Raw genomic sequence first — 23882 nt, 5'->3', positions numbered from 1 at the left:
GCGAATGCGCGAATTCACGGCACCGTGTGACGCGGGTCACCTGCGATGCGTCTCGCGATTCGGCGCGGCGGCCTGTCCATGTGGTGCATGCGGTGCGCCGAAGGGCCTCCGGTCAGGGCGATCGCGGCAGTTGGGGCACGCGGAGGGCACGGCAGGGGCTGAGGGGTCTAGACAACGAAGAAGGCCCAGGTCGCTGACCTGGGCCTTCGTTCAAGAGCGGATGACGGGAATCGAACCCGCGCTATAAGCTTGGGAAGCTCATGTTCTACCATTAAACTACATCCGCGCGGTGGGCCAGTTGCCTGGAGCTCCATCGTCGCCCACTCTACCTCATGATCGACCCCCGGTGAATCTGCCGCGGGGTCGATGTCGCGTGTGGTGTGCACCGAGGCGTGTGGGCGCGGGAGTTGGGGCGTACGGTGTGGGTGCGGAGCGGCGGCTGGAGTGGGTGCCGATCATCCCCTAATGTGGCGATTCGTCGCAGTACGGCTCGTTGGGGAAAGGGACTCGATGGAGCACACCGTCGTCCGTTGTGCCGAAGGGCACGTTTTCAGTACCGCCTCCTTCCCGCTGCAGCACCTCGGTGCCGGCCGGATCGGGCCCGGGCGGTTGCTGCGGTGTCCGCGGTGCGCGCGGTTGCGGCACGCCGTGCCCGTCGGGGCAGCGGTCAAGCGGTAGCGGTAGCGGTAGAGGACGGGCGCGCGGGCGCCGCTCTCGATTGGGGGTGGCCCGCGCGCTCTGCGTATCCTCGGGACGTGCTTCTCTCTGACAAAGACATCCGGGCCGAGATCGACAGCGGACGGGTTCGCATCGACCCGTTCGAGGAGTCGATGGTGCAGCCCTCCAGCATCGATGTACGTCTCGACCGGTTCTTCCGGGTGTTCGAGAATCACCGGTACGCCCACATCGATCCGGCGATCGAGCAGGCGGACCTGACCCGGATGGTCGAGCCGGAGGGCGACGAGGCCTTCATCCTCCACCCCGGTGAGTTCGTGCTCGCGTCCACGTACGAGGTCATCTCGCTCCCCGACGACATCGCCTCCAGACTGGAGGGGAAGTCCAGTCTGGGCCGCCTCGGCCTGGTGACGCATTCGACCGCCGGATTCATCGACCCCGGGTTCTCGGGCCACGTGACCCTGGAGCTGTCGAACCTCGCCACGCTGCCGATCAAGCTCTGGCCGGGCATGAAGATCGGGCAGCTCTGCATGTTCCGGCTCAGCTCGCCCGCGGAGTTCCCGTACGGCAGCGAGCGCTACGGGTCCAGGTACCAGGGGCAGCGCGGCCCGACCGCCTCGCGTTCCTTCCAGAACTTCCACCGCACCCAGGTGAGGCACGAGGCATGAGTGACGTAGTACGCGAGAACCTCGACTACGAGGGGTTCGGGCGGGCCGTGCGGCAGCTCGCGCAGACCATCGCCGACGACGGGTACGAGCCCGACATCATCCTGAGCATCGCCCGGGGCGGCGTGTTCGTCGCGGGCGGGCTGGCCTACGCGCTCGACTGCAAGAACATCCACCTCGTGAACGTCGAGTTCTACACCGGTGTGGGCACCACGCTGGAGATGCCGGTCATGCTGGCGCCCGTCCCCGAGGCGATCGACTTCACGAACAAGAAGGTCCTCATCGCCGATGACGTGGCCGACACGGGTAAGACGCTCAAGCTCGTCCACGACTTCTGCCTGGGCCACGTCGCCGAGGTGCGCTCCGCCGTCATCTACGAGAAGTCCCACTCGCTCGTGAAGTGCGAGTACGTGTGGAAGAAGACCGACGAGTGGATCAACTTCCCGTGGTCGGTCGAGCCGCCCGTCGTGAAGCGTGAGGGCCAGGTCCTCGACGCCTAGACGTCCCACTCCGGGTGCGCGTACGCGTACGAGTGTGTGAAAGGGCCCGCCGCGCAGACAGTGCGCGGCGGGCCCTTTTGCGTGCCGGGGCTAGATCGTGCCCAGTTTGATGATCGACAGGAGCGCGATCAGCTGGATCGCGGAGGCGCCCAGCGCCTTCGGCCACGGCAGGTCGTGCGACTTGCTCACCAGCGAGGTGAAGAGCGCTCCGGCGGCCACCCAGGTGGCCCAGCCCAGGACCTGCACGACCATGTTGTCGCCGCCGAGGAACACCGCGAACAGCAGGCGCGGCGCGTCCGTGATGGACATGATCAGCATGGACAGGCCGACCGTCGGCTGCCAGGTGCCGTCGCCGCCCATCTGGCGGGCGAGCGTGTGGGTGACCGCGCCCAGGATCAGACCGCAGATGACGAAGGCGACGCCGGCGGACAGGACGATCGGGACGGCCTTCGACAGGGTCGCGTTGATCACGTCCTCGCGGGCGTCGTCGAGGCCGAAGACCGCGAGGAGCCCGTAGAGGAAGGTCACGGTCAGCGCGGGACCCCAGACGGCGTAGTCGCGCATCTGCAGGAAGGTCTGGCCCGGCCGCGTCACGATGCCGCGCAGGAGCTCCTTCCACGGCAGTCGCGGCCCGGACGGGGCGGCCGCGGCCGCACCCGCGTGGTAGGTCGCGCCCTGGCTGTACGGGTCCTCGCCGACGGCGAAGACCTGGGTGTGCCCCGGGTTGTCGTTCGTGTAGCCGCCGCCGCCACCGCTGGGGCCTCCGTGGCCGTACGGGGGCTGCTGGCCCGCCGCGTACGGCGGTTGCTGCTGCTGTCCGTACGGGTCGAAGTACTCCGGCTCGCCGTGGCCCCCGGCGCCCGGCTGGGGCCACTGCTGCTGCGCAGGTGGGCCTCCGGCGGGAGGGTACGGCTGCTGGCCGTACGGCGGCGGTGGTTGCTGCCGGCCGTACGACTGCTGCTGCGGGGGTTGTTGCGGAGTGCGGTTGTTGTCCCGGCCGCGTCCGATCCTGAATCCAGCCACGTGATCGAACGTACCTGGTCCGGCGAGCCTCTGTGGACGGTCGCCCGGAACACGCACCCTTTGCGGCTGACCTGTGACAACCCCTAGGGGTACCCCGAGGACCTTGTCGAGTGTCTGATTTACGTGGCTGCGCCACAATCTGCGGCTCTTCGTTGGGTTGCCGAGGGAATGCGCGCATAGCCGGGGGTCGGCCCGTCGGAGTGCGAGAGTCCGGTGCTGGTCGCCGCGGGCTGAGCGCCGCGCTTACCGACCCGGAACGCCGGAACGGCCGGTCCCCCCGCCTGGGGGACCGGCCGTTCCGTTCCGCGTGGTGCGGGCTGGTGCTACTTGGCGTCCTCGGGCTTCGCCTCGGCCGCCGGCTCGGTCTCGGCTGCGGGCTCCGCCGCCGCCTCGCCCTCGGGCTCAGCCTCAGCCTTGGCCTCCGCCTCTGCCTCAACCTTGGCCTCGGGCTCCGCCTCCGGCGCGGCCTTCGCTTCCGCCTCAGGCTCCGCGTCGGCCTTGGCCACAGCAGAAGCCTCCGCCTCGGCCTTCGCGGCAGCCTCGGCCTCCGCCTCGGCCTTCGCAGCAGCCGCAGCCGCAGCCGCAGCCGCAGCCGCAGCCTCAGCCTCGGCCTTGGCCTCCGCCTCAGCCTTGGCCTTCGCCGCGGCAGCAGCCTCGGCCTCCGCCGCCGCGGCCGCCTCGGCTTCCGCCTCCGCCGCCGCGGCCGCCAGCTCGGCCTCCGTGGGGCCGGGCGCCTTGACCGACTCCAGCAGCAGCTGTGCCACGTCGACGACCTGGACGTGTTCCTTCGCCTGGCCGTCGTTCTTCTTGCCGTTCACCGAGTCGGTGAGCATGACCAGGCAGAACGGGCAGGCGGTCGAGACGATGTCGGGGTTCAGGGACAGGGCCTCGTCGACGCGCTCGTTGTTGATGCGCTTGCCGATCCGCTCCTCCATCCACATCCGCGCGCCACCGGCGCCACAGCAGAAGCCCCGCTCCTTGTGGCGGTGCATCTCCTGCTGGCGCAGGCCCGGCACGGCCGACATGATCTCGCGCGGCGGCGTGTAGACCTTGTTGTGGCGGCCCAGGTAGCACGGGTCGTGGTACGTGATGAGACCGTCCACCGGCGTGACCGGCGTCAGCCGGCCCTCGTCGATCAGGTGCTGCAGCAGCTGCGTGTGGTGGATGACCTCGTACTCGCCGCCCAGCTGCGGGTACTCGTTCGCGATGGTGTTGAAGCAGTGCGGGCAGGTCGAGACGATCCGCTTCGCCGACTTCGGCTTCTTCGTCTCCGGATCGTCGTCGTCCTCGCCGAACGCCATGTTCAGCATGGCCACGTTCTCCTGGCCCAGCTGCTGGAACAGCGGCTCGTTGCCCAGGCGGCGCGGCGAGTCACCGGTGCACTTCTCGTCGCCGCCCATGATCGCGAACTTGACGCCCGCGATGTTCAGCAGCTCGGCGAAGGCCTTCGTGGTCTTCTTGGCCCGGTCCTCCAGGGCGCCGGCGCAGCCGACCCAGTAGAGGTAGTCGAACTCGGAGAGGTCCTCCGCGTCCTTGCCGATGATCGGGACCTCGAAGTCCACCTCCTTGGTCCACTCGACGCGCTGCTTCTTCGCCAGGCCCCAGGGGTTGCCCTTCTTCTCCAGGTTCTTGAGCATCGTGCCCGCCTCCGACGGGAACGCGCTCTCGATCATCACCTGGTAGCGGCGCATGTCGACGATGTGGTCGATGTGCTCGATGTCGACCGGGCACTGCTCGACGCACGCACCGCAGGTCGTGCAGGACCAGAGCACGTCCGGGTCGATGACGCCGTTCTCCTCGACCGTGCCGATCAGCGGGCGCTCGGCCTCCGCGATGGCCGCGGCCGGGACGTCCTTCAGCTGCTCGGCCGTGGCCTTCTCGTTGCCCTCCATGTCCTTGCCGCCGCCGGCGAGCAGGTACGGGGCCTTGGCGTGCGCGTGGTCGCGCAGCGACATGATCAGCAGCTTCGGGGACAGCGGCTTGCCGGTGTTCCAGGCCGGGCACTGCGACTGGCAGCGACCGCACTCCGTACACGTGGAGAAGTCGAGGATGCCCTTCCAGGAGAACTGCTCGACCTGCGAGACGCCGAAGACGTCGTCCTCGCCCGGGTCCTCGAAGTCGATCTCCTTGCCGCCGCTGGTCATCGGCTGGAGCGCGCCGAGCGCGGTCGCGCCGTCCGCGTTCCGCTTGAACCAGATGTTCGGGAAGCCGAGGAAGCGGTGCCAGGCGACACCCATGTTGGTGTTGAGCGAGACGACGATCATCCAGATCAGCGAGGTGCCGATCTTGATCATCGCGGTGAAGTAGATGGCGTTCTGCAGCGCGCTCGCCGAGAGCCCCTTGAAGGCCAGGACCAGCGGGTACGAGACGAAGTACGCCGGCTCGTACGAGTCCACGTGGTGGATCGCGCCCTCGAGGCCGCGCAGGCACAGGATCGCGAGGCCGATGGTGAGGATGACGTACTCGACGAAGTACGCCTGCCAGGCCTTCGAGCCGGTGAAGCGCGACTTGCGGCCGGCCCGCGAGGGCAGGCTGAGCAGCCGGATCGCCATCAGGACGACGATGCCGACGACCGTCATCAGGCCGATGAACTCGATGTAGAGCTCGAACGGCAGGAAGCCGCCGATGATCGGCAGCGTCCAGTCGGCCTGGAACAGCTGGCCGTACGCCTGCGCGAGGGTGGGCGGCAGCGTCAGGAAGCCGATCGCGACGAACCAGTGCGCGAAGCCGACGATGCCCCAGCGGTTCATCCGGCTGTGGCCGAGGAACTCCCGGACGAGGGTGAGGGATCGGGCCTTCGGGTCGTCCGTGCGGCTGCCGGCCGGCACGGGCTGGCCGATCTTCACGAAACGGTAGATCTGCGCCACGGCTCGGGCGAGCAGCGCGACGCCGACCACGGTCAGGACCAGCGACACGATGATCGCGGCGAGTTGCATGGGAGGGCTCCTCGGGCGGCACTTACTAAGCGGTAACTTATGAAGTCAAGGCTTGAGGTTACCCATTCCCGACGCCGCAATGTAGCCGAGCGTGCGGTGATCTGTGTCGCTCAGGCGAGCCTTTGTCTGCAGGCCGCCCGGGGGGTTTGCGCAAGGATCGCGAGGTCCATCCCGAGCCAGTGGTTCTCCACATAATGCCGGTCCAGCAGGGCCATCTCCTCCCAGGGGAGGTCCGAGCGCGCACTCACCTGCCACAATCCGGTCATTCCGGGCCGTACGAGGAGCCGGTCGGGGCGGTCCGTACGGGCCTCCGGGCGCGGGCCGACCAGTGACATCTCGCCGCGGAGCACGTTGATCAGCTGGGGGAGGACGTCGAGGGCGCAGCGGTCCAGGGCGGCGCCGAGCCGGCCGGTGTCGGCGGTGCGCAGCCGCCACGTACGGAACGGCCTCCCGGCCAGGCCGACCGCGGCCTCCCGCACCAAGGGGCGGCGTCCGTGGGTCGCGTACAGCAGCGCGGTGACGCCGGCGAGCGGCAGGCCGAGCAGCGCGCACAGGATCAGCGCCCCCAGCAGGTCCACCACCCGCTTGGCCGGCGGCCGGGCCGGCCGGAGCCCCGGTAGGGCGGGGAGGGGCAGGAGCAGGGGCATGCCAGCACGGTGCCGTATGCCCGGGGCGGTCTCGTGGTGGCGCGCGGCCACGGTGACCCGTTCGGCCGCGCCACCGCCGCCGCCGCCGGGGCTCCGGTCCGGGTCTGGTTGCGCGTAAGCGGAGCCTAAAGGTTGAGCCGACTCGACTCAGCTCTGTTGACGTCGGCGCGGCGATGCGGCATGGTTGAGTCTGTTCCACTCAAGTCAGCTGGAGGAATCGAAATGGCACGTGCGGTCGGCATCGACCTGGGCACCACTAACTCCGTCGTCAGCGTTCTGGAAGGCGGCGAGCCCACCGTCATCACCAACGCCGAGGGCGCCAGGACCACGCCGTCCGTCGTCGCCTTCGCCAAGAACGGCGAGGTCCTCGTCGGCGAGGTGGCCAAGCGCCAGGCGGTCACGAACGTGGACCGGACCATCCGCTCCGTCAAGCGCCACATGGGCACTGACTGGAAGATCAACCTGGATGGCAAGGACTTCAACCCGCAGCAGATGAGCGCCTTCATCCTGCAGAAGCTGAAGCGCGACGCCGAGGCGTACCTGGGTGAGAAGGTCACGGACGCGGTCATCACCGTCCCGGCCTACTTCAACGACTCCGAGCGTCAGGCGACGAAGGAGGCCGGTGAGATCGCGGGCCTGAACGTCCTGCGCATCGTCAACGAGCCGACCGCCGCCGCCCTGGCCTACGGTCTCGACAAGGACGACCAGACCATTCTCGTCTTCGACCTCGGTGGCGGCACCTTCGACGTGTCGCTCCTGGAGATCGGCGACGGCGTCGTCGAGGTCAAGGCCACCAACGGTGACAACCACCTCGGTGGTGACGACTGGGACCAGCGCGTCGTCGACTACCTGGTGAAGCAGTTCGCCAACGGTCACGGCGTAGACCTCTCCAAGGACAAGATGGCGCTCCAGCGCCTGCGCGAGGCCGCCGAGAAGGCGAAGATCGAGCTGTCCTCCTCCACGGAGACCACGATCAACCTGCCCTACATCACGGCCTCCGCCGAGGGCCCGCTGCACCTGGACGAGAAGCTCACGCGCGCCCAGTTCCAGCAGCTGACCGCGGACCTGCTGGACCGCTGCAAGACCCCGTTCCACAACGTCATCAAGGACGCCGGCATCCAGCTGTCCGAGATCGACCACGTGGTCCTGGTCGGCGGCTCCACCCGCATGCCGGCCGTCGCCGAGCTCGTCAAGGAGCTCACCGGCGGTCAGGACGCCAACAAGGGCGTCAACCCGGACGAGGTCGTCGCCATCGGCGCCACCCTCCAGGCCGGTGTCCTCAAGGGTGAGGTCAAGGACGTCCTGCTCCTCGACGTGACCCCGCTGTCCCTCGGCATCGAGACCAAGGGCGGCATCATGACCAAGCTCATCGAGCGCAACACCACGATCCCGACCAAGCGGTCCGAGATCTTCACGACGGCCGAGGACAACCAGCCGTCCGTGCAGATCCAGGTCTACCAGGGCGAGCGCGAGATCGCGGCGTACAACAAGAAGCTCGGCATGTTCGAGCTGACCGGCCTGCCGCCGGCCCCGCGTGGCGTCCCGCAGATCGAGGTCTCCTTCGACATCGACGCGAACGGCATCATGCACGTCACGGCCAAGGACCTCGGCACGGGCAAGGAGCAGAAGATGACCGTCACCGGCGGCTCTTCGCTCGGCAAGGACGAGGTCGACCGCATGCGCCAGGAGGCGGAGCAGTACGCGGACGAGGACCTGCGCCGCAAGGAGGCCGCCGAGTCCCGCAACCAGGGCGAGCAGCTCGTCTACCAGACGGAGAAGTTCCTCAAGGACAACGAGGACAAGGTCCCGGCCGACGTCAAGACCGAGGTCGAGACCGCCGTCTCCGAGCTGAAGGAAAGCCTCAAGGGCGAGGACACGGCGGAGATCCGCACCGCGACCGAGAAGCTCGCGGCGGTCAGCCAGAAGCTCGGCCAGGCCATCTACGCCGACGCCCAGGCCGCTCAGGGTGCCGCCGGCGCCGCCGGTGACGCGGGCCAGGCCAAGGCCGACGACGATGTCGTCGACGCCGAGATCGTCGACGACGAGAAGCCGAAGGGTGGCGCTGCCTGATGTCGGAGGAGACCCCGGGCTTTGACGAGAAGCCCGAAGTCCCCGCCGACGGCACGCCCGACGAGCCGCAGGCCGCCGACTCCGCCAAGGAGGAGGCGGCGGCCCCGGCCGGGGACAGCACTCAGGACGTGGCCCTGCTGGCGCAGCTGGACCAGGCCCGTACGGCGCTCTCCGAGCGCACCGCGGACCTCCAGCGGCTCCAGGCGGAGTACCAGAACTACCGCCGCCGGGTGGAGCGGGACCGGATCACCGTCAAGGAGATCGCGGTCGCGTCCCTCCTGACGGAGCTCCTCCCGACCCTGGACGACATCGGCCGGGCGCGGGAGCACGGCGAGCTGGTCGGCGGCTTCAAGTCGGTGGCCGAGTCGCTCGAGACGGTGGCCGCCAAGATGGGGCTGCAGCAGTTCGGCAAGGAGGGCGAGCCCTTCGACCCGACGATCCACGAGGCCCTGATGCACTCGTACGCGCCGGACGTCACCGAGACGACCTGCGTGGCGATCCTGCAGCCGGGGTACCGGATCGGCGAGCGTACGATCCGTCCCGCACGGGTCGCGGTGGCCGAGCCCCAGCCGGGCGCGGCCCCCAAGTCCGAGTCCGCCGAGGGCGACAAGCCGTCCGGCGAGGACGCGGATGCAGCCGACCAGGGCTGACGCAGTACACGTAGCGGCACGGGAGGAGGGACACCGGGGATGAGCACGAAGGACTTCGTCGAGAAGGACTACTACAAGGTCCTCGGTGTCCCGAAGGACGCCACCGAGGCCGAGATCAAGAAGGCGTACCGGAAGCTCGCCCGCGAGTTCCACCCGGACGCCAACAAGGGCGACGCCTCGGCCGAGGAGCGCTTCAAGGAGATCTCCGAGGCGAACGACATCCTCGGCGACGCGAAGAAGCGCAAGGAGTACGACGAGGCCCGCGCCCTGTTCGGCAACGGTGGCTTCCGCCCCGGGCCGGGCGGGGGCGGCGGCTCGTTCAACTTCGACCTCGGCGACCTCTTCGGCGGTCAGCAGCCAGGCGGCGCGGGCGGCGGCTTCGGCGGCGGCCTGGGCGACGTCTTCGGCGGCCTCTTCAACCGCGGCGCCGGCCCGGGTGCGGGCACCCGTACCCAGCCGCGCCGCGGCCAGGACATCGAGTCGGAGGTCACCCTCTCCTTCACGGAGGCGGTGGACGGGGCCACGGTCCCGCTCCGGATGTCCTCCCAGGCACCCTGCAAGGCCTGTTCGGGAACCGGCGACAAGAACGGCACGCCCCGCGTGTGCCCGACCTGCGTCGGTACCGGCCAGGTCTCGCGGGGCAGCGGCGGCGGCTTCTCGCTGACCGACCCCTGTGCGGACTGCAAGGGCCGCGGTCTGATCGCGGAGACCCCCTGCGACGTCTGCAAGGGCAGCGGCCGGGCCCGTTCCTCGCGCACCATGCAGGTCCGGATCCCGGCGGGCGTCTCCAACGGCCAGCGGATCCGGCTGCGCGGCAAGGGCGCGCCGGGCGAGCGCGGCGGCCCCGCCGGTGACCTCTACGTGGTCGTGCACGTCGATGCCCACCCGGTGTTCGGCCGCAAGGACGACAACCTCACGGTGACCGTGCCGGTGACGTTCGCGGAGGCGGCGCTGGGCGCCGACGTCAAGGTCCCGACCCTGAACGGTCCCCCGGTGACGCTGAAGCTGCCGCCGGGCACCCCCAACGGACGGACCATGCGGGCCCGCGGCAAGGGCGCGGTCCGCAAGGACGGCACCCGCGGCGACCTGCTGGTGACGGTGGAGGTCGCGGTCCCGACCGAGCTGTCGGACAAGGCCCGCGAGGCGCTGGAGATGTACCGCGAGGCGACGGTCACCGAGGACCCGCGCTCCGCGCTGTTCGAGTCCGCGAAGGGAGCATGACCATGGACGGCCGCCCACGACAGTCCTCCCGCCTGGGCGGGGGCTACCAGCTCACCGACGAGACCCCGGTCTACGTGATCTCGGTGGCCGCCCAGCTCTCGGGCCTGCACCCGCAGACCCTGCGTCAGTACGACCGTCTCGGCCTGGTCTCCCCGGACCGTACGGCCGGCCGCGGCCGGCGCTACTCGGCCCGCGACATCGAACTGCTCCGCACGGTGCAGGCGCTGTCCCAGGACGAGGGCATCAACCTGGCCGGCATCAAGCGGATCATCGAACTGGAGAACCAGGTCGCCGCGCTCCAGCAGCGCGTGGCCGAGCTCTCCGCGGCGGTGGACGGCGCGGCGGCCACGCTGCAGGCCCGCGAGGCCCAGGTGCACGCCTCGTACCGGCGCGACCTGGTCAAGTACCAGCCCCCGCAGCCGGGCAGTGCCCTGGTCGTCTGGCGGCCCAGCCCCAAGCGCCCGCTGGACTGACCCGGTTCCCCGCTCCGTACCGTCAGGCTCCGCCCCTCCAGGGCGGGGCCTGACGGCTTTCTAGAGGCCTTCCCGGACCTCGTCGGGGTCCTGGCCCAGCTCCTCGCCGCAGTCCCGGTCAGGGGCGGAGGGCCGGCCCAGGATGCCCGACTGGGCGATGAGGTAGCCGAGCTGGGCGCGGCTGCCGCTGCCGAGGGTCGTGGCGAGCTTGGCGATGTGGGCCCGGCAGGTGCGGACGTTCATGCCGAGGCGTCGGGCGATGGCCTCGTCGACGTGTCCCTCGATGAGGAGCTGGGCGATGGTCCGCTGCACGCCGGTGATCCCGCCGGGGGTGCTCCGGTAGGTCACCTCCTCCTGCAGGGGCACCGCACGGTGCCACAGCTGCTCGAACACCTTGATGAGGTAGTCGACGAGGCCCGGGTGGCGCAGCTCCAGTGCGACCCGGCGGTCGTCGCTCACCGGGATGAAGGCGACGGTGCGGTCGAAGATGATGAGCCGCTCTATCAGCTCTTCGAGCGTGCGGATCTCCACCTTGCCCGTGGAGATGCGGTCCACGTAGGCGAGCGTGCCCTGGCTGTGCCGGGCGGTGTGCTGGTAGAGGGTCCGTATGCTGACCCCGCGGTCGATCAGCGGCTGGTCGCGCTCCAGGGCCTGGGTCAGGGCCTCGGAGGGGCGGGCCCCGCCCGGCTGTACGGTCAGCACCTCGGTGTGGCATTCGGCCGTCGCGAGGTTGAGGGCGGCGTTGATCCGCTCGAAGCCCTCCAGCACGGTGATGGCGTGGGTGTTGGCCGGGCTCTGCGCGCTGATGGCCAGGAAAGGCTCGAAAGTGTCGGTGAGATCTACAGCGCTGCGCCGCCGGTCTTGGATCTCGCGTTCAATCGGATGGAGCCGTTGAGCCAAAGCGACCGACGGGGGAACCGGGCGGAGTTGGTTCGCGTCATCCGGGTCGGGCTGCAGAAGGGCGAATTCAAGCAGGCAGGGGGCGTTCTGGATCTCGCCCCGGGCGATCCGGCCGGTGCTCAGTGCAGCCGCGTAGAGCCGCGTTCCCTCGGCGCACATGGACGTCACGGGGTGGGGATGTGTCGCCATTGTCTCGTTTCGCGTCAAATCTCCACCCCCCAGGGTCCTGAACATGCAAGAACATGATGCATCGTCCCTGTGGCATTGACGTGCCTGAATGAGCCATCGTCTGACACGCGGGGGAGAGGATTCCATCAAGTGAGGACGAAGCCGACCATGTTCAAGAGAATGCTTCGCTCGGTGCTTGCCATAGGTTTCTCCGCCGTTGCGGTTTTTGGGGCAGTCAGCGCCGTCGAAAGTGACGCGGGGAGCGCTAGGGGCGGTCAGGGCACCAGCCTGACGAGCACGGAGTTCGACACCGGCTGGACCACGGCGCCCGCGGGCAAGTACGCGGACACCGGCTGGACCAGCGGCCAGCTGGGCGGTAACGGCGGCGATACGGGGTGGACCGAGACTCCTGTGACGGTGTCCGCGTGACCCCCGACGACCGCGGCTTCCGCCGCGAGATGGCATCCGCCTACCGCTCGGGCTGGCAGTTCATCGATCTCGCCACGGCCATCCCCCACCCCGGCGACTCGTTGATGGTCACCTTGTTCGGCCAACCGATCGTCGTCGTGCGCGAGGAGGACGAGGACGTACGTGCCTACCGGTGCCTGCGCCGCCCGCGGGGCGCGCCGCAGCCCGTCCGCTGCGAGGTGCGCTACGGAATGGTCTTCGTCAATCTCGATCAGCGCGACCACCAGCTCTTCGAACCCGATATCACCACCGCCACCCCCCGCAGTGCCTGAAGCGATTCCCCCGTCGTTGCAGATCGCTCAGGCGCTACCCCCACACAACGGCGCCATCGTGGACCTGACCACGATGGCGCCGTTGTGATGCCCGCGTCCAGTGCCTGAACCGGACAAGATGAAGGGTCAACGGCTCACGCGCGCCCCATGGCCCGGTCCAGGGTGATCTCGATGACCACGCGGTCCGGATTGGGCGACGGCGTGCGGCCGTACCGCACCGCGTAGCGCGCCACGGCGTCGGCGACCGACGCCTCGTCCGTACGGACCACCGCGCGCCCTTCGAGGGTGGCCCAGCGACGCCCTTGCATCTGGCAGACCGCGACCCGGGCCCCGCCGGCCGAGGGCTGTGCCGGCGCCTGCGCCTGTGCCGCCGCCTGCGCCGCGAGGACGTTGCGCACCTTCTTGCTGTGCTTGTTGCTGATCACCCGTGCCAGCCCGGCCTCCGGGTCGTACGTCACTCCCACCGGCACCACGTGCGGAGTGCCGTCGGGGCGCGGGGTGGTCAGCGTGCAGACGTGCCGCTCCTGCCAGAAGGCGAGGTACTCGGGCGTCGGGTTGAGTACGTCTTGGGACATGCGCCGAAGGGTACGGGCCGGGGGTGTCCCTCGTTGCCTTGAGTGGAATAGACTCAACTTTGCATAGGTTGACTCTGTCAGAGTTCATACCTGAGTTCTGATCCCTTCGGAGAGGAGAAGACGCAGTGGACGCCGAGCTGACCAACAAGAGCCGGGACGCCCTGAACGCGGCCACGAGCAGGGCCGTCAAGGACGGTCATGCCGATCTGACCCCCGCGCACCTGCTGCTGGCCCTGCTCGCCGGCGAGGACAACGAGAACGTCACCGACCTGCTGGCCGCCACGGACGCCGACCAGGCCGAGGTGAGGGCGGGCGCGGACCGGCTGCTGGCCGCCCTGCCCAGCGTCACCGGCTCCACCGTCGCGCCCCCGCAGCCCACCCGCGACCTGCTGGCCGTCCTGGCCGAGGCCGACGCCCAGGCCGGCCGGCTCGGCGACGAATACCTCTCCACCGAACACCTCCTCATCGCCATCGCCGCCAAGGGCGGCGCGGCGGGTGAGGTCCTTTCCGCCCAGGGCGCGAGCGCGAAGAAGCTGCTGGCCGCCTTCGAGAACGCACGAGGAGGACGGCGGGTGACCACCCCGGACCCCGAGGGTCAGTACAAGGCCCTGGAGAAGTTCGGCACCGACTTCACGGCGGCCGCGCGCGAGGGCAAGCTCGACCCGGTCATCGGCCGCGACCACGAGATCCGCCGCGTCGTGCAGGTGCTCTCGCGCCGTACGAAGAACAACCCGGTGCTCATCGGCGAGCCCGGCGTCGGCAAGACGGCCGTCGTCGAGGGCCTGGCCCAGCGCATCGTCAAGGGCGACGTCCCCGAGTCCCTGAAGAACAAGCGGCTGGTCTCCCTGGACCTCGGCGCGATGGTCGCGGGTGCCAAGTACCGCGGCGAGTTCGAGGAACGGCTGAAGACGGTGCTCGCCGAGATCAAGTCCAGCGACGGGCAGATCATCACCTTCATCGACGAGCTGCACACGGTCGTCGGCGCGGGCGCCGGCGGCGACTCCGCCATGGACGCGGGCAACATGCTCAAGCCCATGCTGGCCCGCGGCGAACTGCGCATGGTCGGCGCGACCACCCTCGACGAGTACCGCGAGCGCATCGAGAAGGACCCGGCGCTGGAGCGCCGCTTCCAGCAGGTGCTGGTCGCCGAGCCGTCCGTCGAGGACACCATCGCGATCCTGCGCGGGCTCAAGGGCCGCTACGAGGCCCACCACAAGGTCGTCATCAACGACAGCGCGCTCGTGGCCGCCGCCACCCTCTCCGACCGGTACATCACCTCCCGCTTCCTGCCCGACAAGGCCATCGACCTCGTCGACGAGGCCGCGTCCCGGCTGCGCATGGAGATCGACTCCTCCCCGCTGGAGATCGACGAGCTCCAGCGCTCCGTCGACCGCCTGCGGATGGAGGAGCTGGCGCTGAGGAACGAGTCCGACCCGGCCTCGGTGGAGCGCCTGGAGAAGATCCGCAAGGACCTCGCCGACAAGGAGGAGGACCTGCGCGGCCTGACCGCCCGCTGGGAGAAGGAGAAGCAGTCCCTCAACCGCGTCGGCGAGCTCAAGGAACGCCTGGACGACCTGCGCGGCCAGGCCGAGCGCGCCCAGCGCGACGGCGACTTCGACACCGCCTCCAAGCTGCTCTACGGGGAGATCCCGACCCTGGAGCGCGAGCTGGCGGAGGCGACCGAGGCCGAGGCCGAGGCGTCCAAGGGGACGATGGTCAAGGACGAGGTCGGCCCGGACGACATCGCGGACGTGGTGGGGGCTTGGACGGGCATCCCGGCGGGCCGCCTGCTGGAGGGCGAGACCCAGAAGCTCCTGCGCATGGAGGACGAGCTGGGCCGCCGCCTGATCGGCCAGGGCGAGGCCGTACGGGCCGTCTCGGACGCCGTGCGCCGCACCCGCGCCGGCATCGCCGACCCCGACCGCCCCACCGGCTCCTTCCTCTTCCTGGGCCCCACGGGCGTGGGCAAGACGGAGCTGGCCAAGGCCCTCGCCGACTTCCTCTTCGACGACGAGCGGGCCATGGTCCGCATCGACATGTCGGAGTACGGCGAGAAGCACAGCGTGGCCCGCCTCGTCGGCGCCCCGCCCGGCTACGTCGGCTACGAGGAGGGCGGCCAGCTGACGGAGGCCGTCCGCCGCCGCCCGTACAGCGTGGTGCTCCTGGACGAGGTGGAGAAGGCCCACCCCGAGGTCTTCGACATCCTGCTCCAGGTCCTGGACGACGGCCGCCTCACGGACGGCCAGGGCCGGACCGTGGACTTCCGCAACACCATCCTGGTCCTGACATCGAACCTGGGTAGTCAGTTCCTCATGGATCCGGCCACCCCCGCGGAACAGAAGAAGCAGCAGGTCCTGGAGGTGGTCCGGAGCTCCTTCAAGCCGGAGTTCCTGAACCGCCTGGACGACCTTGTGGTCTTCTCCGCCCTGTCCGGCGACGAGCTCGCGCACATCGCCGAGCTCCAGATCGGCCGCCTGGCCAAGCGCCTGGCCGACCGGCGCCTCACCCTGGACGTCACGCCCGAGGCCCTGGCCTGGCTGGCGGACAAGGGCAACGACCCGGCGTACGGCGCCCGGCCGCTGCGCCGCCTGATCCAGACGGCGATCGGCGACCGGCTGGCCAAGGAGATCCTCTCGGGCGAGGTCCGCGACGGCGACACCGTCCGGGTCGACGTGGCGGGCGAGGACCTGCTGGTCGGCAAGGGGCTCTGACCCGGCCGGGCGGACTCGGTGTCCGCCCGCAGCGGATCGGCGCTGCGGGGCTGGACACGGGGTGGGCGGGATGGGGGAGGATGCATGTATCCGCACGAAGGGAAAAACACGGTGAGCATCGACCCGGCCTCGATTCCGAACTTCGGAGGGCAGCAGCCCGATCCGCAGGCCACAGGACCGGCGGGCCCCGTCGTCCCCGACCAGGATCTGGTCAAGCAGCTGCTGGAGCAGATGGAGCTCAAGTACGTCGTCGACGACGAGGGTGACCTCGCGGCGCCGTGGGAGGAGTTCCGCACGTACTTCATGTTCCGCGGCGAGGACGAGCAGCAGGTTTTCTCGGTGCGGACCTTCTACGACCGTCCGCACAAGATCGACGAGAAGCCCCAGCTTCTCGAGTCGATCGACGACTGGAACCGCCGCACCCTGTGGCCGAAGGTCTACAGCCACACGCACGACGACGGCTCGGTCCGCCTGATCGGTGAGGCGCAGATGCTGATCGGCACCGGCGTCAACCTGGAGCACTTCGTGTCCTCCACGGTCAGCTGGGTCCGCGCCTCCATCGAATTCGACAAGTGGCTCGTCGAGCAGCTCGGTCTGGAGAAGGACATCGACTCCACCGACGGCGAGAACGACGGCGAAGGCGACGCCGACAACGGCAACTGACTAGAGCGGCACCCGGGCCACCAGGAGCAGGTACAGCCCGTAGCCGTAACCGAGCCCGGCCAGCACCACGGTCACCACGACCGCGGTGCGGGGCCGGGCTCGCGCCATGACGGCGGCCGCCGGCAGGAGCAGCGGGAAGGCCGGCAGCAGGAAGCGCGGCTTGGACTCGAAGAAACCGGCCCCGCCGAAGGCCATCACCAGCAGGACCGCGGTGTACACCAGGAGCGCGAGCGGGACGCGGTCCAGGAACAGCAGCACCGCGAGCAGCCCCGCCGCGGCCAGCAGCACCACCGTCACGGTGGTGGCGAGGGGCACGTGCCCGCCGGTCAGCACCCGCTCCGCCGAGCGCAGCGCCCCGGCGCCGAAGTCGAAGCGGGAGCCCCAGCTGCGCTGCACGGCGAAGTAGCCGCCGAAGGGGTCGCGCACCTTCACCCCGACGGCCAGGACGTACGCCGCCCAGCCCGCCGGCGCCACCAGCCCCGCCACCCACACCTCGGGTGCCCGGGATCTTCGTACGAGGACGGCGTGCAGGGCCAGGACCGACACGGCGGCCGCGACGGCGAGCCCGGTGGGCCGGGTCAGCCCGGCGAGTACGGCGAGGCCGGCGGCCCACAGCCAGCGGCCCCGCAGCAGGGCGTACAGGGCCCAGGCGGCGAAGGCGGCCAGCAGTGCCTCGGTGTAGGCGAGGGTGAGCACCACCGAGTGCGGCAGGGCCGCCCACAGCCCCACGAGCAGCAGCCCGGCGCGCGGCCCGACGACCCGCTCCCCGACCCGGTAGATCCCGACGGCGGCGACGGCCGCGGCCGTCCAGGTGACGAGGAGCGCGGCGGGGACGGGCCCGCCGGGCAGGAGGCCGGAGACGGCCCGTATCAGCGCCGGGTAGAGCGGGAAGAAGGCCTGGTCGCTCTGGACGGGCCCGGTGCCGGTGGCGGCGTCGGGCCACATCAGGGTGCGGCCGTAGCCGTGGGCCGCGATCCGCAGGTACCAGTCCGCGTCCCAGGACCGGCCGAGGACCCGCAGCGGATCCCGCCCGGCCCACCAGGACCCGAGGGCCAGCACCAGCACCCCGGCCCCGCGCACGGCGGCGAACACCCCGAGCGCTATGACCGCCGGGGGCGCGGCCGACCGTACGGCGCGGACCGCGCGCAACTCGAGGGGCGACGCGGACACGGTCGCTCTGCCCGTTGCCATCAATCCCGACTTCCGTCTCTCGGTGAGGTCCGCTCACCGGGAGGTGGGGGCTCGGGCACTCGTGCGAGCGACAGCTTCACACCGGCCTCGGCCGCCCCGCAAGCACCCCTGGCGGCCCCGGCCGGACGGCAGGGTTCCCGGTGCGGTCCTCAGAGGCCGCGCAGCCGTGAGGCGGCCTCCCGCAGAACGTCCTCGCGCTTGCAGAAGGCCCAGCGGACCTGGGTGGCGCCGGCGGACTTGTCGTCGTAGAAGACCTGGTTCGGGATGGCGACGACGCCGCAGCGCTCGGGCAGGGCGCGGCAGAAGGCGAGGCCGTCCTTCTCGCCGAGGGGGGTGATGTCGGTGGTGATGAAGTACGTCCCCTGCGGGCGGAAGACCTCGAAGCCGGCCGCCGCGAGGCCGTCGGCGAGGATGTCGCGCTTGGCGGCCAGGTCGGCGCGGAAGGCGTCGTAGTACGTGTCGGGGAGGGCGAGGGCCTCGGCGATCGCGTACTGGAAGGGCCCCGAGGAGACGTAGGTGAGGAACTGCTTGGCCGAGCGGACCGCCGTGACCAGCTCCGGGGGCGCGGTGACCCAGCCGACCTTCCAGCCCGTGAAGGAGAAGGTCTTCCCGGCCGAGGAGATGGTGACCGTGCGCTCGCGCATGCCGGGGAGGCCCGCCAGGGGGACGTGGGCGCCCTCGAAGACCAGGTGCTCGTACACCTCGTCCGTGACGACCAGCAGGTCGCGCTCGACCGCCAGCTCGGCGATCGCGGCGAGCTCGGCGGCGGTCAGGACGGTGCCCGTCGGATTGTGCGGGGTGTTCAGCAGGAGCAGCCGGGTGCGCGGGGTGACGGCGGCGCGCAGTTCGTCCAGGTCGAGGGCGAAGGCCCCGGCGTGCGGACGCAGGGTGACCGGGACGCGTACGGCGCCGGCCATCGCGATGCAGGCCGCGTACGAGTCGTAGTACGGCTCCAGGGCGATGACCTCGTCACCCGGCTCCAGCAGGGCGAGGAGTGAGGCGGCGATGGCCTCGGTGGCGCCCGTCGTGACCAGGACCTCGGTGTCGGGGTCGTAGGACAGGCCGTAGAAGCGCTGCTGGTGCGCGGCGATCGCGGTGCGCAGCTCGGGGACGCCGGGGCCGGGCGGGTACTGGTTGCCCCGGCCCGTGAGGACCGCGCGGGAGGCCGCCTCGGCGATCTCCGCCGGGCCGTCGGTGTCGGGGAAGCCCTGGCCGAGGTTGATCGAACCGGTGCGGGCGGCCAGCGCCGACATCTCCGCGAAGATCGTCGTGCCGAAGGCCGCCAGCCGGCGGTTCAGGAAGGGGCGGTCGCTGCTCACGGGTGCGCTCATGGGCGCCATCCTGCGGTCAACCTCTGGACTTCCTCAAGTGTGCTTTGGGCCGTGCGGCCCGTGGGAATCCCCCCTCCACGCGGGACGAGGGGATCCCGCTCCCCGGCAAGACCGGGGCGTGAGAGAAGGGCGGACACATGTTCGTCGGAATCGTCATCGCAGTCGTGGTCATCGCTTTCGTCGTGACGATCTCAGCCCGGTCGTCCAAGGCCGGGCACACCCGCGGCCGCGGCAAGAGGAGCGGCTCGTGGGTGGACGGGGGCGGCGCGGGCGGAGGCTGCGGCTCCTCCTCGTCCTGCTCCTCCTCGTCCTGCGGCTCGTCGTCCTCGTGCGGCGGCGGGGGGTGCGGTTCCAGCTGACACGGGGCAGCGGGCACCGCGTGGACGAGGGCGCTCGGCGGTCCGGTTTCCGTCGGGCGTCCTCGTCGTTTCTCCCGCCCGTGACGGCTCGTTCGCCCATGCATGACGACGCGCGGGACGCAACCCGTTGAACACGTGAACTGTGGAGCCCCCGGGGGGATGTAAACCCCGTCAAGTTGGGTAAAAACGCTGTGAGTGCCGTGCCTTTCATGATTCCCTCGGTTGAGTAGACCAGTCCTCGGACCTCCCTGGACTTCCTGTGGATCCGTGCCGGTGTCCCCCCACCCGTTGACTACCGCTGGCGGGCCCCGGCCCATCTCCCTCGCGCGTTTGCGGAGCCGACTCATGCTCACGACCCTCCAGACCTCCTACACCGACACGCGTGCCGCCGATCTCGCCTGGGCCCTGGGTCGGGACCGGCTGCCCGCCCTGGCCGTACTGAACCTCGAACTGTCAGGAGCCAAGGTGGAGTTGCGCCTGCTCGGGGCCTCCCATCAGGTTCTTCTGGAAGAGGCCGAGGTGCTCTGCTCGGAGACGGTCGCCTGTATGCCCGGCAGCAGTACGCCGCTGCCGCTCGGCGTGGCCAAGCGGGTGGGTGACTGGGAGTACGAGTTCGCCGCGCGCGTCGAGACGCTGTCCCGCGGGTCCTTCGCGGGGCGGGCGCAGGAGCTCCTCGCACTGGTGGCCGACCACCCGAACGGGCTGGCGGGGACCTTCCCGGGAAGTCCGCACGCCTTCACGGCCATGCTCGCGCAGCGCTACGAGGGGCAGGTGCGCTGGCGGACCTGGCACGCGTACCCGCAGGAGGGCCAGTTGGTGGCCACCCGGACCCGGGTGGGCGTACGGGCGGGGGCCCCGGCGGAGGCGACGCTGGAATCGCCGGCGCTGCTGTAGCGGCCGCGGGAGGTGCGGGCCGGACCGGTCCGGACGGGGGGCGCGGCCGGCGCCTCCGGGGCGCGGACGGCCCGCCGCCGTTACGCCAACTGGCTGGATCGACAAGCCACTTGCACCCATGTGGGTGACCGGATGTAGGTGGGCGGTGACGTACGGTTCGCTTCATGATCGACCGTTCCGTCCCGCGCCGGGTGCTCCCGGCTCCGGAGCCGCGGGGCGCCGCGACCGTCCCGGCCGCCCTGCCCGTACGGCCCCGGACCGGCCGACTCCTCGTCCTGGCCACCGTGTTCGTCTGCGCCGCCTGCGGGCTCGTGTACGAACTGGAGCTGCTCGCCCTGGGCACCTACCTCATCGGCGACTCCGTCACCCAGGCGTCGGTCGTGCTGTCCGTCATGGTCTTCGCCATGGGCGTCGGCTCCCTGCTCGCCAAGCGCCTGCGCCACCGGCCCGCCTTCGGCTTCGGCGCCATCGAGGCCGGGCTCGCCCTCCTGGGCGGGCTCTCGGCCATGGCGCTCTACGCGAGCTTCGCCTGGCTGGGGGAGTCCCGCCCCGCCCTCGTCGCCTTCTCCTTCACCATCGGGGTGCTCATCGGCGCGGAGATCCCGCTGCTGATGGTCCTCATCCAGCGCATCCGCAGACAGGACGCGGGCGGCGCCGTCGCCGACCTGTTCGCCGCCGACTACGTCGGCGCCCTCGTCGGCGGCCTCGCCTTCCCGTTCCTGCTGCTCCCGGTGCTCGGCCAGCTCACCGGCGCCATGCTCACCGGCACCGTCAACGCGGCCGTCGGCGGCGGACTGGTCCTGTGGCTGTTCCGGCGGGACCTGAGCCGCCGCTGCCGCTGGCTGCTGATCGTCGCCAACGTGACCGTGCTGGCCGTGCTCGCCTCCGCGACCGTCCTCGCCGACGACTTCGAGCGGGTGGCACGGCGCGCCGTCTACGGCGGGGAGGTGCGCGTCGCCGTTCAGACCGGAGTGCAGGAACTGGTCCTCACCGGCCCCCCGACCGGCTCCCCGCGCTCCCTCGACCTGTACCTCGACGGACGGCTGCGGGTCAGCGGCTACGACGAGTACCGCTACCACGAGGCCCTGGTCCACCCCGCGATGACCGGCCCGCACGCCCGGGTCCTGGTCCTCGGCGGTGGCGACGGGCTCGCCGCCCGCGAGGTGCTCCGCTACCGGGACGTCACCTCCGTCACCGTGGTCGAGCTCGACCCCGGCGTGGTCGGGCTCGCCCGCACCGATCCGATGCTCTCGGCGCTCAACGCCGGGGCGTACGAGGACCCCCGCCTGGCCGTCGTCACGCAGGACGCCTTCCGCTGGCTGCGCGGGCCGGCCGCCTCCAGCCGCTTCGACGTCATCGTCTCGGACCTCCCGGACCCGGGCATCACCCCCAGCACGAAGCTGTACTCGCAGGAGTTCTACGGCCTGGCCGCGCGGGCCCTGCGCCCCGGGGGCCGGATCGCCGTGCACGCCGGGCCGCTGGCCACGCGCCCGCGTACGTACTGGACCGTCGACTCCACCCTGCGCGCGGCCGGCCTGCTGACCTCCCCGTACAGCGCGGGCGGCCGCCTGTCGGGCTTCGCCGCCGGACCCGACCGCACCCCCCTCGGCGTGGCCGACGCACCGCCGCAGGACTGGGGCTTCGTCCTGGCCGCCCGCGACGGGGTCCCCGCGCTGCACGTGGACCGCGACACGCCCGCCCTGCGCTCGCTGTCGACGCGCTCGCTGCAGGACGCCGCACGCGACGCGGAACGCACCCGCGTGCCCGGGCTTCCGCCGTCGACCCTTCCGCACCCGCGGTATTCGTGACCCGGTGCGCTGTCGTCGGTAGGCTCGACCGCATGGAGCATCAGGTCTTCGTCCCGGTACCGGCAGACGATCTCCGCGCCGTGCTGCGCGACCCCGCCCGGGTCGCCCGGTGCGTGCCGGGCCTCCAGCAGGACGCCGACACCGACGCCGGGCCGGTCTCCGGCCGGCTGAAGGTCCGCGTCGGCGGGAGCACCGTGACCTACCGGGGTGCCCTGGCCGTCATCGAGCGGGACCCCGGGCACTTCACCTTCGAGGGTGAGGGCACGGAGGTCCGCGGCAGCGGGACGGTGAAGTTCTCCGTCGACCTGCGGCTTTCCCCCGCCGAGGACGGGACCCGGCTGGACTTCACCGCCGGGGCCACCGCCGACGGACGGGCCGCCGCCTTCGCCCCCGAGGCCGCGGCCACCGCCGTACAGCGGCTGCTGGACCGGGCCGCCGGCCAGCTGGGCGCCGGATCCGCCCTCGGTGACCCCGTCGCCGAGGCCGAGGAGGCGGAGGAGGCCACGGCGGCCGGTCCCGGGTTCGTCGAGGACGACGTCAGCGAGGTCAGCGCCTCCCTCTTCGACACCGAGGTGCCGCCCCCGTCGCTGGACCCGTTCCTGGCCGGCGGGTTCGAGGAGCTGGACGGGGGCCCGCGGCCCCCGGCGGAGGCCGCGCACGCCCGCCGCACCATGATCGGCCGCAGTGCGGAGGAGGTGGACCACGCGCCGCCGCGCGGCCGGTACGCCCCGGTCCCCGCGCCCGCCGCCACCACCGCCGGCGACAGCCTGCGCTGGATCGCCCCGGCCGCCGCCCTCGCGCTGGCCTCGGTGGTCGTCATCGGCCGGGCCCTGCGCCGCCGCCGCTGACCTGCGGCCGCGGCCCGCATTAGGGTCGACCGCATGAGTACGCAACTGAGCGCCGGTGGCGCCGAGGTGACGGTCGACCAGGAGAACGGCTGCCGCATCAGCAGCCTGCGCATCGACGGGACGGAGCTGCTGCGCCAGGGCCCGCGGTACGGGGCGTTCCCGATGGTCCCGTGGTGCGGCCGGATCGAGAACGGCCGGTTCCGCGACGGCGGCACCGTCCACCAGATGCCGCTCAACCACCCGCCGCACGCTCTCCACGGGTTCGGCCGTGACGCCCCCTGGCGCCCCGCGGGGGCCACCGCCACCGAGGCGGCGTTCACCTACGACCTCGGTGAGCCGTGGCCGTACCCCGGCCGGGTCACCCAGGTCTTCGCGCTCACCGAGGACGCGCTCACCCTCAGCCTGGGCGTCGAGACCTACGGGGACTCCTTCCCGGCCCAGGCCGGCTGGCACCCCTGGTTCCGGCGCGACCTGGGGATCGGCGGCGGCGCGGCGGAGCTCTCCTTCGAGCCCGCCTGGCAGGAGGAGCGCGGCGCCGACCACCTCCCCACCGGCCACCGCATCGACCCGAAGCCCGGCCCCTGGGACGACTGCTTCGGCATGCCGCACGGCGTCGACGTCACCCTCACCTGGCCCGGCGCGCTGGAACTGCGGCTCACCAGCCGGGCCGAATGGGTGGTCGTCTACGACGAGGAGTCCGAGGCCGTCTGCGTGGAGCCGCAGTCCGGTCCGCCGAACGGGCTGAACACCCTGCCGCGCCTGGTCACCCCCGTGGATCCGCTGGAGGTCTCCACGACGTGGACGTGGCGGCGGCTGCGCTAGGGCGCAATTAAG

The 23882-nt window shown here is 71.0% G+C and carries 21 protein-coding genes and 1 tRNA gene; 14 read left to right on the top strand and 8 right to left on the bottom strand.

The features are described from left to right. Positions 1-215 precede the first annotated feature (215 nt). Positions 216-286: transfer RNA gene (locus tag ACZ6JT_RS18580), tRNA-Gly, on the bottom strand. A 469-nt stretch (positions 287-755) separates the two neighbouring features. Between ACZ6JT_RS18580 and dcd the strand changes: the two genes are divergently transcribed. Next, the gene (gene dcd / locus ACZ6JT_RS18575; RefSeq protein WP_030009868.1) at positions 756-1343 is read left to right on the top strand and encodes a dCTP deaminase; all 588 of its coding nucleotides are present in this window, start codon (positions 756-758) and stop codon (positions 1341-1343) included. Next, a complete protein-coding gene (locus ACZ6JT_RS18570; protein ID WP_362811234.1) occupies positions 1340-1840 on the top strand; it encodes a phosphoribosyltransferase in 501 nt (166 codons plus the stop codon). Before dcd ends, ACZ6JT_RS18570 begins: the two co-directional genes overlap by 4 nt. 90 nt (positions 1841-1930) lie before the next feature. Here ACZ6JT_RS18570 and ACZ6JT_RS18565 read toward each other — a convergent pair whose 3' ends face one another. The 3 genes from ACZ6JT_RS18565 to ACZ6JT_RS18555 form a co-directional block, all read right to left on the bottom strand. Continuing rightward, entirely contained in the window at positions 1931-2863 is a 933-nt protein-coding gene (locus ACZ6JT_RS18565; RefSeq protein ID WP_469211029.1) for a Yip1 family protein, read from the bottom strand. 323 nt (positions 2864-3186) lie between these two features. Beyond that, a complete protein-coding gene (locus ACZ6JT_RS18560; protein WP_469211027.1) occupies positions 3187-5799 on the bottom strand; it encodes a (Fe-S)-binding protein in 2613 nt (870 codons plus the stop codon). Between the two features lie 110 nt (positions 5800-5909). Next, positions 5910-6446, bottom strand: a complete 537-nt coding sequence (locus ACZ6JT_RS18555) for a sugar transferase (RefSeq protein WP_469211025.1) — start codon at positions 6444-6446, stop codon at positions 5910-5912. 222 nt (positions 6447-6668) lie between these two features. On the opposite strand from ACZ6JT_RS18555, the gene dnaK reads away from it, so the two are divergent. Genes dnaK through ACZ6JT_RS18535 form a run of 4 tightly spaced genes read left to right on the top strand, consistent with a single transcriptional unit; the run spans position 6669 to position 10860 of the window. Next, entirely contained in the window at positions 6669-8516 is a 1848-nt protein-coding gene (gene dnaK / locus ACZ6JT_RS18550; protein WP_469211024.1) for a molecular chaperone DnaK, read from the top strand. Next, the gene (grpE, locus tag ACZ6JT_RS18545; protein WP_469211022.1) at positions 8516-9166 is read left to right on the top strand and encodes a nucleotide exchange factor GrpE; all 651 of its coding nucleotides are present in this window, start codon (positions 8516-8518) and stop codon (positions 9164-9166) included. Before dnaK ends, grpE begins: the two co-directional genes overlap by 1 nt. A gap of 39 nt (positions 9167-9205) precedes the next feature. Continuing rightward, positions 9206-10387 carry a molecular chaperone DnaJ gene (gene dnaJ / locus ACZ6JT_RS18540; RefSeq protein ID WP_469211020.1) on the top strand — a complete coding sequence of 394 codons (1182 nt, stop codon included), beginning with the start codon at positions 9206-9208 and terminating at the stop codon, positions 10385-10387. A 2-nt stretch (positions 10388-10389) separates the two neighbouring features. After that, positions 10390-10860 (top strand): heat shock protein transcriptional repressor HspR, encoded by a 471-nt coding sequence (locus tag ACZ6JT_RS18535; RefSeq protein ID WP_469211018.1) that lies wholly within the window; start codon positions 10390-10392, stop codon positions 10858-10860. Positions 10861-10920: 60 nt separating this feature from the next. On the opposite strand, the gene ACZ6JT_RS18530 is transcribed toward ACZ6JT_RS18535, so the two are convergent. Continuing rightward, complete coding sequence (locus ACZ6JT_RS18530) at positions 10921-11994, bottom strand: helix-turn-helix transcriptional regulator (RefSeq protein ID WP_469211017.1); 1074 nt, start codon at positions 11992-11994, stop codon at positions 10921-10923. 84 nt (positions 11995-12078) lie between these two features. Here ACZ6JT_RS18530 and ACZ6JT_RS18525 point away from each other — a divergent pair, with 84 nt between their 5' ends. Both ACZ6JT_RS18525 and ACZ6JT_RS18520 read left to right on the top strand, forming a co-directional pair. Next, positions 12079-12357 carry a hypothetical protein gene (locus ACZ6JT_RS18525; RefSeq protein ID WP_469211015.1) on the top strand — a complete coding sequence of 93 codons (279 nt, stop codon included), beginning with the start codon at positions 12079-12081 and terminating at the stop codon, positions 12355-12357. 29 nt (positions 12358-12386) lie between these two features. Beyond that, entirely contained in the window at positions 12387-12668 is a 282-nt protein-coding gene (locus ACZ6JT_RS18520) for a Rieske (2Fe-2S) protein (RefSeq protein WP_051762453.1), read from the top strand. Positions 12669-12802: 134 nt separating this feature from the next. Here ACZ6JT_RS18520 and ACZ6JT_RS18515 read toward each other — a convergent pair whose 3' ends face one another. Further along, positions 12803-13243, bottom strand: coding sequence for a pyridoxamine 5'-phosphate oxidase family protein (locus tag ACZ6JT_RS18515; protein WP_469211013.1), 441 nt, complete (start codon positions 13241-13243; stop codon positions 12803-12805). A gap of 125 nt (positions 13244-13368) precedes the next feature. On the opposite strand from ACZ6JT_RS18515, the gene clpB reads away from it, so the two are divergent. Further along, a complete protein-coding gene (gene clpB, locus ACZ6JT_RS18510) occupies positions 13369-15954 on the top strand; it encodes an ATP-dependent chaperone ClpB (RefSeq protein WP_469211011.1) in 2586 nt (861 codons plus the stop codon). Positions 15955-16065: 111 nt separating this feature from the next. Next, positions 16066-16617, top strand: coding sequence for a type III secretion system chaperone family protein (locus ACZ6JT_RS18505; protein WP_030709219.1), 552 nt, complete (start codon positions 16066-16068; stop codon positions 16615-16617). On the opposite strand, the gene ACZ6JT_RS18500 is transcribed toward ACZ6JT_RS18505, so the two are convergent. Together ACZ6JT_RS18500 and ACZ6JT_RS18495 are read right to left on the bottom strand one after the other, a co-directional pair. Further along, positions 16618-17808, bottom strand: a complete 1191-nt coding sequence (locus ACZ6JT_RS18500) for a hypothetical protein (RefSeq protein WP_469211009.1) — start codon at positions 17806-17808, stop codon at positions 16618-16620. Positions 17809-17957: 149 nt separating this feature from the next. After that, positions 17958-19148, bottom strand: a complete 1191-nt coding sequence (locus ACZ6JT_RS18495; protein ID WP_469211007.1) for a pyridoxal phosphate-dependent aminotransferase — start codon at positions 19146-19148, stop codon at positions 17958-17960. A gap of 695 nt (positions 19149-19843) precedes the next feature. Here ACZ6JT_RS18495 and ACZ6JT_RS18490 point away from each other — a divergent pair. From ACZ6JT_RS18490 to ACZ6JT_RS18475, 4 genes are all read left to right on the top strand, one after another. After that, positions 19844-20392 carry a DUF2617 family protein gene (locus tag ACZ6JT_RS18490; protein WP_469211005.1) on the top strand — a complete coding sequence of 183 codons (549 nt, stop codon included), beginning with the start codon at positions 19844-19846 and terminating at the stop codon, positions 20390-20392. Positions 20393-20556: 164 nt separating this feature from the next. Next, positions 20557-22200, top strand: coding sequence for a polyamine aminopropyltransferase (locus tag ACZ6JT_RS18485; RefSeq protein WP_469211003.1), 1644 nt, complete (start codon positions 20557-20559; stop codon positions 22198-22200). Between the two features lie 32 nt (positions 22201-22232). Further along, positions 22233-23048, top strand: coding sequence for an SRPBCC family protein (locus tag ACZ6JT_RS18480; protein ID WP_469211001.1), 816 nt, complete (start codon positions 22233-22235; stop codon positions 23046-23048). Between the two features lie 33 nt (positions 23049-23081). Further along, positions 23082-23870, top strand: a complete 789-nt coding sequence (locus ACZ6JT_RS18475; RefSeq protein ID WP_469210999.1) for an aldose epimerase family protein — start codon at positions 23082-23084, stop codon at positions 23868-23870. The last annotated feature ends 12 nt before the right edge of the window (positions 23871-23882 follow it).

It is taken from the genome of Streptomyces sp. NPDC046308 (genome assembly GCF_055588065.1).
The sequence above is the reverse complement of the archived record's forward strand: the minus strand, read 5'-3'. Positions and strand labels throughout refer to the sequence as shown.